At 39.2% G+C, this 14,580-nt stretch carries 11 protein-coding genes; 6 read left to right on the forward strand and 5 right to left on the reverse strand.

What is annotated here, in order from left to right; all coding sequences use genetic code 11:
* The first annotated feature begins 499 nt into the window (after positions 1–499).
* Both glyA and QZV03_RS02995 read left to right on the forward strand, forming a co-directional pair.
* A complete protein-coding gene (glyA, locus tag QZV03_RS02990; protein ID WP_296874228.1) occupies positions 500–1,768 on the forward strand; it encodes a serine hydroxymethyltransferase in 1,269 nt (422 codons plus the stop codon).
* Positions 1,769–1,773: 5 nt separating this feature from the next.
* A complete protein-coding gene (locus tag QZV03_RS02995; protein ID WP_296874229.1) occupies positions 1,774–2,466 on the forward strand; it encodes a dihydromethanopterin reductase (acceptor) in 693 nt (230 codons plus the stop codon).
* On the opposite strand, the gene QZV03_RS03000 is transcribed toward QZV03_RS02995, so the two are convergent.
* Positions 2,452–2,742, reverse strand: a complete 291-nt coding sequence (locus QZV03_RS03000) for a DUF192 domain-containing protein (protein ID WP_296874230.1) — start codon at positions 2,740–2,742, stop codon at positions 2,452–2,454. The genes QZV03_RS02995 and QZV03_RS03000 overlap by 15 nt on opposite strands.
* Positions 2,743–2,796: 54 nt before the next feature.
* Positions 2,797–3,474, reverse strand: coding sequence for a DsbA family protein (locus QZV03_RS03005; protein WP_296874231.1), 678 nt, complete (start codon positions 3,472–3,474; stop codon positions 2,797–2,799).
* Positions 3,475–3,955: 481 nt separating this feature from the next.
* Between QZV03_RS03005 and ileS the strand changes: the two genes are divergently transcribed.
* From ileS to QZV03_RS03025, 4 genes are read left to right on the forward strand one after another with little or no spacing between them, the layout of a single operon-like run.
* Entirely contained in the window at positions 3,956–7,195 is a 3,240-nt protein-coding gene (gene ileS / locus QZV03_RS03010; RefSeq protein WP_296874232.1) for an isoleucine--tRNA ligase, read from the forward strand.
* A 10-nt stretch (positions 7,196–7,205) separates the two neighbouring features.
* Positions 7,206–9,347, forward strand: a complete 2,142-nt coding sequence (purL, locus tag QZV03_RS03015; protein ID WP_296874233.1) for a phosphoribosylformylglycinamidine synthase subunit PurL — start codon at positions 7,206–7,208, stop codon at positions 9,345–9,347.
* A gap of 12 nt (positions 9,348–9,359) precedes the next feature.
* The gene (glp, locus tag QZV03_RS03020; RefSeq protein ID WP_296874234.1) at positions 9,360–10,577 is read left to right on the forward strand and encodes a gephyrin-like molybdotransferase Glp; all 1,218 of its coding nucleotides are present in this window, start codon (positions 9,360–9,362) and stop codon (positions 10,575–10,577) included.
* A gap of 16 nt (positions 10,578–10,593) precedes the next feature.
* Positions 10,594–11,724, forward strand: a complete 1,131-nt coding sequence (locus QZV03_RS03025) for a site-2 protease family protein (RefSeq protein WP_296874235.1) — start codon at positions 10,594–10,596, stop codon at positions 11,722–11,724.
* A 20-nt stretch (positions 11,725–11,744) separates the two neighbouring features.
* On the opposite strand, the gene QZV03_RS03030 is transcribed toward QZV03_RS03025, so the two are convergent.
* The 3 genes from QZV03_RS03030 to QZV03_RS03040 form a co-directional block, all read right to left on the reverse strand.
* A complete protein-coding gene (locus tag QZV03_RS03030; protein ID WP_296874236.1) occupies positions 11,745–12,464 on the reverse strand; it encodes a type II CAAX prenyl endopeptidase Rce1 family protein in 720 nt (239 codons plus the stop codon).
* An 82-nt stretch (positions 12,465–12,546) separates the two neighbouring features.
* On the reverse strand, positions 12,547–13,773 hold the full coding sequence (locus QZV03_RS03035; RefSeq protein WP_296874237.1) for an FprA family A-type flavoprotein: 1,227 nt from the start codon (positions 13,771–13,773) through the stop codon (positions 12,547–12,549).
* A 107-nt stretch (positions 13,774–13,880) separates the two neighbouring features.
* The gene (locus QZV03_RS03040; protein WP_295000114.1) at positions 13,881–14,579 is read right to left on the reverse strand and encodes a 2Fe-2S iron-sulfur cluster-binding protein; all 699 of its coding nucleotides are present in this window, start codon (positions 14,577–14,579) and stop codon (positions 13,881–13,883) included.
* Position 14,580: the final 1 nt, after the last annotated feature.

A 14,580-nucleotide genomic window follows, 5' to 3' on the forward strand; every position in this document is an offset into this window, starting at 1 on the left:
TTTGTTTTGATACTGGACATATTAATATATTAGCTCCACTTAATATATTAATTTTACTGCTTTTAAATTAAAAATAAAGAAAAAATAGAACGAAAAAAAATTTGTGACTCAAAAACTAGCGAAAATTCAAATCACACAAGTTTTTGAAAGAGACTAAAAAAATTATTTTTTTTATATCTATTTGTAAATTAATTTTAAAAATGGTATTCAATTTGTTTAAATATATGCTTTTGCTAATTATTATATAAATATAACAAAGTTATTCATTTTTATGTTCAATAAAATAACTTTAAACTTTTCGAAAACTGGAAATTATTCGATTGAAAATATCATGAATGTATAAAAAAATCATATTGGACTTGTTGAAACTGCAGATATATTTGTTTATAATAATGAAAATTTAAAAAAGATTTCAAAATGTGAATTTTTCATAACCATTATATTAGAAGATATACAAAAATTAAATTATAAATATATAATTGGATATTAGGTGTAGTAAATGACTAATTATCATGACGAAATTTTAAACTTTGAGAAAATAGCAAAAGAACATACTCAATATATGAGAAACAGTGTTAACTTAATCGCTTCCGAAAACGTTACAAGTGTAGAAGTAACAGAAGCTTTAGCAACTGATTTTGCACACAGATATGCTGAAGGTCAGGCATTTGAAAGATTCTACGAAGGATGTCAATTTGTAGATTTAGTAGAGGACAAGACCAAAAAACTGTCCTGTGAAGTATACGACTGTGACTATGCAAACGTTCAACCTGTTTCCGGTGTAACCGCAAACCTTGCAGCATTTTTCGGTTTTGCAAAACCTGGTGAAAAGGTAATGGCTCTTGAAGTACCTTCAGGCGGTCACATTTCCCACGCAGACGTAAGTGCAGCAGGTATTCGCGGACTCAAAACTGTTTTCCACCCACTTGACAAAAACGTAATGAACATTGACATTGATGCAATGAACAAAAAGATTTTAGAGGAAAAACCAAAAATCGTCTTATTCGGTGGAAGCTTATTCTTATTCCCACACCCAATTAAAGAAGCTCGTGAAGCAGCTGATGAAGTCGGTGCAACAATAATGTATGACGGTGCACACGTTCTCGGTTTAATTGCAGGTGGACAATTCCAGCAACCTTTAAAAGAAGGAGCAGACCTTATGATGGGAAGTACCCACAAGACATTCCCTGGTCCACAAGGTGGAATCATCCTTTCACACAAGGAAAATGAGGAAATCATCGACAATGCGGTATTCCCTGGTGTAGTAAGTAACCACCACTTGCACCACCTGTTAGGTTTAGGTATTGCAACCGCTGAAATGCTTGAATTCGGTGAAGCATACGCAAAACAAACCATTAAAAACGCACAGGCTCTTGGTCAGGCAATGTATGAGTTAGGATTTGACGTATTATGTGAAGATTTAGGATTTACCCAGTCCCACCAAATCGCTGTTGACTTAAGCTCAATCAGATCAGCATCCGACATCGCTAAAGAACTGGCTGACAACAACGTTATCCTAAACAAAAACCTCCTTCCTGGAGACAACCGTGACAACTCCGATGACCCATCAGGTATCCGTATCGGTACCCAGGAAATTACAAGAAGAGGTCTTAAAGAAAAAGAAATGGAAGAAGTCGCTCAGTTCATCAAACGTGTTGCAGTCGACAAGGAAGACATCGCTGATGAAGTTGCTGAATTCATGAACCAATACACAACCTTAGATTACGCATTCTCCGACAGGGATGCTTACGAATATCACAGATTATAGATAACATGAGAATAGCTTTCGCATTTACTGGAGCGGGTCATTTACTCCGTGAATCAGTACAAGTTGCTTTGAAGTTAGCAAAAGAACATGAAGTTACAGTATTTCTTTCAGGAGCTGCCGAAGAAGTTCTTAAGATGTATGGACTTTATGAAAGTGTCGTCAACATAACCGGCGGCAAATACCGTGAACTTGCCACTGATTCAAACCAAAAATTTTCATATCCAATTACAGGTCGTCTGTCTTTAGGCAAATATGACCTCCTTATAGTTTCACCTGCTACGGCAAATACCGTTTCAAAAATCGTTTATGGAATAGCGGATACTCTGGTCACCAATGCGGTCGCCCAGGCAGGTAAAGGTGCCGTACCGGTATACATGGTTCCAGTTGACATTCATCCGGGACCGATTGACACCGTGCTTCCATCAAAAATGGAACTGTCAAAATGTGAAGGCTGTGACGATTGTGTTGCCGCACTGGTGTGTGAACAGGGTGCAATCATTCCCCACTCAGAGATAGACCTTACCAAATGCATCGGCTGCGGATTGTGCAGAAACTCATGTCCGAATGATGCAATCTCAGAAGGAAAAATCATCACAATCTATATGAGGGATATCGATATTGAAAATACCCGAAAGCTTGAAAGTATTGACGATATCAGGATATTCGAAAATCCGGAAGATATTTTAGATCAAATCTAACTTATCTCCAATATTTAATTTTAACTTGTTTTTTCTTGTTTCAAGAATATATTTTGCCCGTTTTTTTGGCTTATAGAATCTCCATGGCCTTAAGGTGACCTTATCATAAACAGTCTTGTTTTCATCGATAAAGTAAACGTCTATGGCAAATCTCATGAACATGGTGTGGATTGAGGAGTCAGTGAGGTCTGTAAACAGCATCCCCTTTTCAAATTGTTTTTTGCCCATCAAACCTTTAAAACGTTTAAAAAAAGTATCTGCATAAATTATTTCCATAAAAAAATATTATATTTTGCAGTATATAAGTTTTTAACAAGTTTAAAGCAATATTTACTTTAAACCGCCAAAACCATATGATTTTGATTGGACATCGCCCTCGTTAAAGTCTTTAAGGGCTGTTTCAAACTCTTCTGTTGAAAACACTCCCGGGATGATGAGCCTTTCTTCATTTTTGGTTAATATAAAACATGGTGTTGCGGTGATTCCATGAATGAGGGCCTCGTCCTTGTCGAGTTCCACCTCAATGTTGTAATAGTTGTTGTCAAGAATCTTGTTGGCGTCAAATTCATCTATTCCGCATGAGATTGCAATTTCCTTTAAAATCTTATTGTCTGCAATGTTTTTGTTTTCAACAAAGTTTGCATGAAATATTTTTTCAACAAGGCATGACATAGCGTCTGGATGGTTGGCCTGGACATATTTGCAGATTCTATGTGCGTCCTTGGAACTTCTTAGGGTCATGTCCCTGAAACTCAGTTTTAAACCGTCATCTGAAGCTATCTTTTCTATTTCAGCAATTTTTTCCAAAGCCTCATCAGATGAAATGTCAAACTTCTCGGCGTATCTCTCAACGGCCCCGATGCTGGCCTTTCCTGTCAGCGGTTCGAGTTCAAAGGATTTCATTTCCCATTCTACATCCAGTTTCTGATTTGCAACTGCCTTTTTGATTCTTTCAAGTCCTATGTATGAATAGGGACAGTTAAAATCGATTAAGTATAGTATATTCATTTTTCATCTTCTTTTTTCTTTTGTTTGTCCTTTTTATAGATTTTGTAGAGTTTTATGCAATTGTCTACAACCTTAAAAAGTGAATTGTATTTTCTGTGAAAACTCATAGTCTTATATTTAATTCTGCCCAATATTTAACCTTTGGTTTTTAATAATTTGAAAAAATCTGGCAAGTGATATATATTCCATTTTTATTTAGATTTCAAAATCATCTATCCTTCATGTTAATTAAAAGTTCAATCAAAATAACATGAGTTTCTCATGTAACCATCAAGATAAATCATCGGCAATTCATTTAAATTAATAGAAAAAGGCAATCCATTTGTTGATTTGGGTTGTTTATCATAACCTTTATTTATAATCTTAAACAAAAAGATACATATTATAAATTATTAAAAAATTTGTGTTAATAACATGTAAATCGGTCTCTAAAAAAGGAGATTTTTATTACACATTTAATTTTAATTTTAGAGGAGTTAAAATGCCAATCAAAGAGGCAGATAAATCATACAATCATGAAAAGATAGAAAAAAAAGTTCAAAAATTCTGGAAAGAAGAAGACACTTTTAAAAAGGTAAACGAACTTAGAGAACAAGGCCCAAGATATTCATTTTTAGACGGTCCGCCATACTGTAGCGGAAAAATCCACTTGGGAACAGCATGGAACAAGATCATCAAGGATTCATACCTTAGATACAAATCCATGAACGGATTCAGCCTAAGAAGACAGGCTGGTTGGGATATGCACGGTCTTCCTATTGAAAATAAGGTTGAACACATCATGGGAATCCAATCCAAGCAGGAAATCGAGGAAGAAATCGGAATCGACAAATTCGTAGACAAATGTAAGGAATTTGCAATCGAAAACAAAATCGCAATGGAAGATGAATTCGACCAATTGGGTGTTTGGATGGACTGGGACGACCCTTACATGACACTTGATCCTAAATACATGGAATCCTCATGGTGGATGCTTAAAAGGGCAAACGAACAGGACTTGCTTGTAAACGACCAAAGGGTAATCAGCTGGTGTCCGCACTGTGGAACAGCTCTTGCGGCAGCTGAAATCGAATATGAGGAAAAAGTGGACCCATCCATTTACATCAAATTCCCTGTTCAGGGAGAGGAAAATACATATTTCCTTGTATGGACCACCACTCCATGGACATTGCCTGCAAACCTTGCAATCTGTGTAAACCCTGAATTCGAGTATGTTTATGTTGAAAAAGATGGTGAAACCTACATTTTAGCCGAAAACCTCATGGAGGACGTTTTAGGAAAACAGGTCAAAATCCACAGAACCAAAATCCCTGCAGAAAACGAGGATGAGGAAGACCAAGTTATTGAAGAAAAAGAAGTAATGTATGATATTGTCAAAACCGTAAAGGGTGAAGACTTAGTCGGTCTCGCTTACGATTACATTTTGGCTGATGAAATTCCAAAACAGATGGAATTCGACTCCGAAATCGAAAAAGTTCACACAATCCTACCTGGTGACCATGTCGAGCTTGGTGAAGGTACCGGTCTGGTACATACCGCTCCTGGACACGGTCCTGACGACTTTGAAGTAGGACATGCAAACGGACTTCCGATATTCTGTCCTGTAGGTGAAGACGGATGCTTCACTGAAGATGCGGGCAAATATGTCGGCAAGTTCACAAAAGATGAAAATCAAAAGATCATTGAAGATTTACAAGCTAAAAACCTTATGTACAGGGTTGAAACCATTGAACACAGGTACGGTGTCTGCTGGAGATGTAAGACTCCTATCATCTACCGTGCAACAAAACAATGGTTCCTTAAGGTAACCGACATCAAACAGAAAATGCTTGATGAAATCGAAAAGGTAGAATGGATACCTAAATGGGCCGGTGAAGGAAGGTTCCATGACTGGGTGGACAATGCACGTGACTGGACAATCTCAAGACAGAGATACTGGGGTATACCGATACCCATCTGGGAATGTCCTGACTGTGGTGAAATAAAAGTAATCGGTTCTCTTAAGGAGTTAAAAGAAGAGTCATTAAATGACATTAACGTTTCAGACTCAGAACTCATACACAGGCCATACGTTGATGAGGTCGAAGTAAAATGTGACAAGTGCGGAAGCACAATCAAAAGGATTCCTGACGTGCTGGACGTATGGATCGATTCCGGTGTGGCCGGTTGGGCATCACTCTACTATCCAGAAGAAAAGGAAAAATTCGAAGACTGGTTCCCATATGACTTCATTACAGAAGGTCACGACCAGACAAGGGGATGGTTCTACTCACAGCTCGGTACAGGTGTAATTTCAATGGGTCAAAGCCCATACAAGAAAGTTCTCATGCACGGATTCGTGCTTGATGAAAACGGAAACAAGATGTCCAAGTCACTGGGTAATGTTGTCGCTCCTGAAGAGGTCATTGAAAAATACGGAGCTGACGTTTTAAGGTTCTACCTCCTCTGGGCTTCAAAACCATGGGATGACCTTAAATTTGTATGGGAAGAGCTGTTAAACATCAACAAGATGTTCAACATTCTATGGAACGTATACGTATTTTCAACAACCTACATGTCACTTGACGAGTTCAACCCAATCGGATTGGGTGAAGATGACATGATTTTACGCTCAGAAGATAAATGGATTATCTCAAAGGCGAACAGTTTGATTAAGGAGGTTGCTGAAGACCTTGACAATCTCTTCTTCCATAAGGCAACCCGTAAAATCAACAATTTCATACTTGAAGACTTAAGCCGCTGGTATGTAAGGCTCATCCGTGGAAGGACATGGGTTGAAAGCGATGATCCGGACAAACTCGGAGCATACTACAGTCTATACACAGCGCTTGTTAAACTTATTACAGTATTATGTCCGATAGCACCTCACGTATCAGAGGAAATCTATGAAAACCTTGTAAAAGGAGTAAACCCTGAAGCTCCGGAAAGCATTCACATGCTGGACTGGGGATATGATGAGGATGCAATCGATGCAGAGCTTGAAGCCAAGATGGATGTGGCACGTGAGGTCATTGAAGCGTCAATCAAGGCAAGGGACATGGCACAGTACAAGCTCAGATGGCCGGTTTCAGACATTACCGTCGTATCTGAAGATGAAGATGTATTGAAGGCCATTGAAGACTTGACCGACATCATCAAGGACCAATCAAATACCAAAGACGTCCTGTGCGCAAGCGAATTCGAAAAATTGTCATACAATGCAAAACCTAACCTAAAGATTTTAGGACCTAAACTCAAAGGTGACATGGGTAAGGTAGTCAAAGGCCTGAAACAGGCTGACGGTAACCAAATAAAAGCCGACCTTGAAGCTAACGGTACAGTGACAATTGAAGGAATAGAACTTAATGCCGAAGAGGTACTGTTTGATTCCGAATTGCCTGACGATTTCGTTTCATCAGAATTTGAGGGCGGAAACGTATTCGTAAATACAAATGTCACCCTCGAAATCAGACAGGAGGCTATGGCACGTGAACTTATAAGAAGGGTTCAGGACATGAGAAAGGACCTTGACCTTGACGTTGAGGCAAACATCAATGTTGATGTCGAAACTTCAGCTGAGTTCAAGGACCTGATCGTACCGCAGTCAGAAATGATTTCCCATGAGATAAGGGCTAAAAGCTTGATTATAACCGACACAGAAGAATGCAGTAAAGATTCTAAAGATTATACCAAAGAATGGGATATTGAAGGAGAAAAAGTAATTATTTCAATTAAAAATTAAGGGTGTTAAAATGACTTTAGCTGACTCTGAAATAGAATATATTGAAGGAATCCTCGGAAGGAAGATGAATGAGCTGGAAGAAGGAATGCTTGACGTAATGTTTTCAGAACATTGCTCATATAAAAGCAGCAGGCCTTTCCTAAGGGCTTTTCCAACCGAAGGGGAAAACATTATCTTGGGTCCGGGAGACGATGCCGGACTTGTAAGTGTAACCGACAAGTATGCACTGGCAGTTGGAATGGAATCACACAACCACCCATCAGCTATTGAACCATACGGTGGAGCAGGTACAGGAATCGGCGGTATCTTAAGGGATATCATTTCAATGGGTGCAATGCCAATAGCACTTCTTGATTCCCTAAGGTTCGGTCCGTTGGAAGAGGACCAGAAGTCAAGATATCTTTTCGAACATGTTGTCAAAGGTATTTCCGACTATGGTAACCGTGTTGGTGTTCCTACAGTTGCGGGTGAAATAGAATTCGACGAATCATTCAGAACAAACCCTCTGGTCAACGTAATGTGTGTAGGTCTTGTCGAAAAGGACAAGATTGTAAGGGCACAGGCACCTAACCACGGCGACGTGTTCCTGCTTATGGGAGGAACAACTGGTCGTGACGGAATTCATGGTGTAACATTCGCATCAGAAGAACTGACCTCTGATTCAGAAACCGAAGACAGGCCTGCTGTACAGGTTGCCGATCCTTTCACAAAGAAAAGGGTATTGGAAGCTTCACTTGAGATTCTTGAAAAGATCAATGTCAGCGGTGTAAAGGACCTTGGTGGAGGAGGTCTCACCTGCTGTATTTCAGAACTTGTTGATGCATCCGAAAACGGAGCGCTTGTTGACCTTCGTGCAATTCCTTTAAGGGAAACCGGAATGACTCCATATGAAATAATGCTTTCAGAGTCACAGGAACGTATGGTGTTCGTAATTAACCCTGATGATGTTGAACTTGCCCAAAAGATTTGTGACAAACACGAAATCGTATCCTCAGTAATCGGTGAGGTAATTGAGGGAAACAACATGATAATTTCAGACGATGGTGAGGAAATTGCAAACCTCCCTACAATATTGCTTGCAGACCCACCTTCAATCGACAGGCCACTTGCAGAAATACCTGAGGACACAGAGCCTGTTATAGTTAAGGATCCTCCTTTACACGATTCCATACCAAAACTTTTGGCATCTCCAAACATCGCATCAAAGGAATGGGTATACAAACAGTACGACCATGAGGTTCAGGTAAGAACAGTCGTAAAGCCTGGTGATGATGCTGCAGTGCTCAGAATCGATGAAAACACAGCTGTCGCACTCACTACTGATTCAAACACAATCCACACCAAACTCTCCCCATTTGACGGGGCTGGAGGATGTGTTGCAGAGGCTATCCGTAATGTGATTTCAATGGGAGCAACCCCATATGCGGTTGTTGACTGTCTTAACTTCGGTAACCCTGAAACCCCTGAAATATTATGGCAGTTCAAGACAGCAATCGAAGGTATGAGTCTTGTTGCTGAAAATTTCAATGCACCTGTCATCAGTGGTAACGTAAGTTTCTATAATGAGACCGAAGGAATTAAAATCAACCCTACACCTGCAGTAGGTGTAATCGGAGTTGAGGATATCGAAAACATAAGAACCCTTGACTTTAAAAACGAAGGGGACAAAATCATTTTAATCGGTAAAACCTACGATGAGCTTACAGGTTCAGAATACCACAGGGCCATTCACGGCATTGAAAAGGGTACCGCTCCAAGAATCAGGATTGATGAGGAAGTCGCAAACGGTCAGACAGTATTGAAATTAATTGATGAGGATGCAAACAAGGACATCACTGCAGTTCACGACGTATCCGCAGGAGGTCTTGCCGTGGCACTCTCTGAAATGGTTATCAAATCAGGTCTCGGTTGTGAAGTTGAACTGAAAGATGATGAATTGGATAAGATTCAGTTGCTCTTCTCTGAAAGTCATGCAAGATACCTCATAACCGTCAAGGCCGATGCTGCTGATGACATCCTGTCAAAAATCGATGTACCTGCTGAAATAATCGGTGAGGTAAAAGGCACATCATTCATAGTCAACACTCATGAATTTACATTTGATGAGTTAAATGATGCATATCATGGCGTTATTGAAAAATACATGGCTTAATTAGGTGTTTGGATGTTTTTATCAAAACTTGATTCACTGTCTAACGCTACTAAGCTAATAAATGATAATCAAAGGCTTACCGAAACAGAAGAGATTTCCATTTATGAGGCTCACAAGAGGGTATTGGCTGAAGATATCATGGCATTTCATGATTCCCCGCCATTTGACAAATCCGCCATGGACGGTTTTGCTTTAATTGCGGAAAATACTTTTGGTGCATCAAATTCAGCTCCTAAGCAATTAAAGATAATTGATGCAATTGGTGCAGGGGATTTTTCATCCAAAAAGGTCGGTGAAAACGAGGCTATTGTCATAGCTACCGGAGCACCTATTCCTGAAGGTGCAAATGCGGTTTTAATGAAGGAGTACACAACAACCGACGGGGACGATTTGACAATATACTCTCAGGTCACTCCAGGTGAAAACGTTTCTCCAAAATCCGAGGATATTGAAAAGGGCCAAAAGATCCTTGACAAAAACACATTCATCAGGTATCAGGAATTGGGTTTGATTGCATCCGCCGGATACGATACCGTCAAGGTGTTCAAAAAGCCTAGGGTCAAAATTATCATAACAGGCAATGAGCTTGTCGAACCAACCAAGGAGGAAATCGACAAGGCCAAAATCATCAATTCCAATCAGTTTACCATTAAGGCAATGGTTGAGGATTCCGGTGCAATCTGTGATATAGGACATGCCGGAGATAGCTTCGATGAGGTTAAGGAGGCAGTCCTTGAGGCATCAAAGGAATATGATGTCATCATGACCACCGGTGGAACAGCAATCAGTAAGGGTGATGTTGTTCTTGATGTGGTTGACGATTTGGGCGAGATTCTTTTCCATGGTGTTGCCATTAGGCCGGGTAAGCCTGCAGGTGCGGGTATTGTCAACGGCAAAATGATTTTCACACTTTCAGGGCAGCCTGTTGCCGCAATGTCTCAGTTTGACATGTTTGCAAGGAAATACCTCTTTGAAATGCAGGGCAGATCATTTGATTTCCACATCGTTAAGAGAACCTCCCAGCTCAAGATACCTTCCCAGTTGGGACGTACCGATTTTATTCGTGCGGTTTCTGATGATGAGTATGCAAAGCATGTTCTCAACAGGGGTTCCGGTATAATTCGTTCAATGGTTGAGGCGAACAGCTATATCATCATAGACGAAAATGATGAAGGATACCAGAAGGACGATATAGTTGATGTAGTCTTATTTGATTCATTACTTTGGTAGTTAAAGAGGCATTTTAATGAATGGGATTTATTATTATTTGATAGCCTTTGTTGTCATCTGGGTATTGGTCGCATTGTTCCGTGATAGACTGTCAACTCATGGTGTGGAGCTTGACTTTCCGGTAATAATGTGGAAGACCCAACGCTTGAGGGGACTTATATCCAGAATCAACAACCTGTCACCAAAATTCTGGAGATGGTACATGAATGTAGGTGTTGTTGTGGCTTTTGGAGCCATGATATTCATCACATATACAATTGTGGCAACATTGCCTACAGTTTTTGAAACCCCTTCCGTTTCCATAGTTATTCCTGGTGTGGACATTCCGGGCTCTCAAATCTATGTTCCGTTCTTCTATGGGCTGATAGGTCTTGCAACCGTTTTGGTTGTTCATGAATTTTCACACGGTATTCAGTCAGTCGGAGAGAAAATACAAATTAAATCAATTGGATTGTTGTTGTTTACAATCCTTCCGGGCGCTTTTGTGGAACCGGATGAGGATAAACTTAAAGAGGCTAAAAAGACTTCAAGGTTAAGGGTATATGCCGCAGGATCAATTGCCAATATAACCCTGGCTTTAATAACTCTGATTTTATTGGCAATGGTTTCCTCTGGAATTCCACATTTCTTTGAGGAGGACGGAATTGAAATCGGCAGAATAGTTTCAGATTCACCTTCCGAAGGAATTCTAAAGGAGGGCATGGTCTTACAGGCAATAGACAATCATATAATAAACGATTCAAATTCATATGTAGATGTGGTTGGTTCATATCATCCGGGAGACAACGTCACGGTCAAAACCGATCAGGGAACATACCATGTGACATTGGGCAAGAATCCGAACAATGAGTCAAGAGGATTTTTCGGAATACAGGCAAGCAAGCATTTCGTTCTATCTGACGACAGTCTGGGACCGCTTCCATGGATATTGTTTGAGCTTGCAGAGCTCTTCCAGTGGATATCAATGCTGAACCTTGGAATAGGACTTTTCAATCTGCTTCCAATCAAGCCTTTGGATGGGGGATACATGCTTGAGATACTTCTCAGCTATAGGTTGTCTGAAGAGCACTACACTCCAATCGTAAATGCCCTATCAGTTGTCCTGGCGATGGTTATAGTATTCAGTCTCGTTGCAGGATTTCTTTAATCTTTCTTTTTTTTTTAATTCTATAGTGAACCCAACATTATGATTGTAAATGGAATGTAGTCCACAATCAAATGAAGAATATATGAGTTTACAACATTTTTTGTTTTCAGATATGGGTACAGTGCAAATATTGAACCCAGGCCCTGAATAAGCATTATCTGCAGAATCTTATTGCTGTATGCATTTATATGAAGCAAACCGAAGGCTGTAATGGAAACGATAATTCCAAGGCCAATTGCCAAATTGCGGTTTTCCGTATGTTTGAATACAATATGCATTACAATCAGCAGTGTGAATATCTTGAAAAACTCTTCACCCAAAAGCTGGAAAAGAGGCATTATGAATGTTATCAAAGTCGGATTTTTAAAGGTTTCAAGGATTACATTGGCGGAAATAGGAACTTGAAGAACAAAAACCAGAAGACATACCATTAGCACTGACCATATATAGTATCCGACCAGACATAATGCTATTGTTAGAAAATCCCTTAATTTAGGTTTTTTAAAGAATATTTTCAAATTGCCCCTGCAGAGGTATAATGCGGGAACTACAGTGACAATAAATAGTAATATTGGAAGGTATCCGCCGGATAAGCTTTTTACTGCAATCAGTGCCACAACAAGAGCAATAGAACACAGCATCAAAAGCCAGTCAAATTTAGATAACTTCGGAACATCATTATAGAATGGAAAGTCAATATCATCCTTTAAAAATTCAAATCTTTGTTTAATTGAATTCAATTTTTCACCTTAATTATATATTAAGGGTCAAATTAAAAAAAGTTATCTTAAAAAAAGTAAAAGAAAGAATGTGTAATTCTTTCTATAATTCTTTACATGCTTGAGCTAATTTTTTACCTAGCTCGTAGCTTGCTTCGTCTTCATCAGCGGTCGGTACGAAGTAGATTTCTTGGGTATCTACAATATCGAATCCGCAGTTTCCTAATTCTTCAGCGAGTTTTGCAGGAGCTCCTCCTCTTCCACCCATTGAACCGAAGGTAACAGCTTTTCTTTCGATACCGGTTCTGTTGAAGAGTAATCCTTTCAAGTAGTACATGATGTCCCCGATACTTGGGTATGGTACATCGTTGATTGTAGGATCACCGACAGCAATACCTTTACTGGTTAGGATACTTTTGACGATTTCTGATCTTTCATCTTCATGCAAGAAGAAGATTTCCACATCATAACCTTCACTCATTGCACCTTCAGCAATCTCGTGAGCCATTTGCTGGGTTGAGTAGTGCATGGTGTCGTAGATGATTGTGATTTTGTCTTCACATACACCGGTAGCCCAGTTTTGGTAAGCTCCGATAATTTGCATTGGGTCGGTCCAGATTTGACCGTGGGATGGTGCAATCATTTTGATTTGATCAAGTAATCCTAATTCCACTACTTCGTTTAGTTTTTTGAGAACTAATTTGGATAGCGGTGTGATAAGGTTTGCGTAGAACTTTTGAGCAGCATCCATAAGGATGTTTTCTGGGATTTCATCAGAGAATCTTTTGGTGAAACATAAGTGTTGACCGAATGCGTCGTTAGGGAATAAAATACCGGTCTCATCAGCAAGTAATGTGAACATGCTGTCAGGCCAGTGTAAGAGGAATGCGTCGAGGAACGCTAAGGTTCTTCCACCAACGTCTAAACTGTCACCGGTTCCGACGGTGATGAATTCAGCACCTTCTAAGGATGGGTAGTGTTTTAACAATCCTTTAACTGCAATTTCGGTACAGTAGATTGGTGCTTCAGGGAATCTTTTGTGTAAGTCCACTAATACACCTGAGTGGTCTTTTTCCACGTGGTTTTGGATGATGTAGTCAACTTTGACGTCTCTTCCTTCTTGTGCGAAAGCATCGTCGATACGAGCCATCATTTCTTTTGTTTTACCTGGGTAAGCATTATCGATTAATGCAACTTTGTCTTCACCGAAAACGAGGTAAGCGTTATAGGTGGTTCCGTCTAATGTGTAACCGTGATAGGTTCTTAAGTCCCAATCGAGTACACCGATCCAGTATACTCCATCAGCTATTTTTTGAGCATTTGCTTTCATTTTAATCTACCATTTTAATTTTTATTCATTTGATTAAATCTAATGAATTATTATTATTTTCATATTTATTATTATATATAGTTTTGTTTTATACGAATTGTTCGTGTTTATTCAGTTATTTTTTTCAATAATTTATGGAATTTCCAAATTGAATGGCGATTCATTATTGAAATAGCTCTTTGTGTTTGAATATTCATTGGACAAACATTTTCACAGGCAAGAGATTTCACACAATCATTATAAAAATGATTACTGTAATTTTCTTTGAGAAACTTTAATTTATCCATATCACTTTCCTGTTTTGATATTTTAGAGGATGTCACAGGTAAAATTGCGCCATAGTAATTGTCTTCGCCGGTATAGTTAGGACAGGCTTCTAAACAGCACCCGCACATCAAACATTGTGATGCTTCATATTCAAATTCTAGATTATCCTGATTAATACGTGATTCTTCTTCAAGCCATTGGCGGGAATTTTTAATGTTTTCAAACATTGAGGTTCTATCGACAACCAAGTCCTTTACAACATGAAACTTGCTTAAGGGTTCTATTGTAATCTTATGCATTTTTTTGGTTGTTGCTTCTTCATTCACAAATGTTTTGCATGCAAGCTTTGGCAAACCATTGATTATCATTGAACAACTTCCGCACAGTCCTTGAAGGCAACTGGACGAATAATGGATTTTAATATCATGTTTCACATTGATTCTTTCTAATAGAGTAGTTACCGGAATGTTGAGATTGCCTTCATAAGTATATTCCTTCATGCCTTTTGAGGTTTTTATAATTACGGTTATTGACTCCATT

Origin of the sequence: uncultured Methanobrevibacter sp., from assembly GCF_902788255.1 — an archaeon.
Classification (GTDB): domain Archaea; phylum Methanobacteriota; class Methanobacteria; order Methanobacteriales; family Methanobacteriaceae; genus Methanocatella.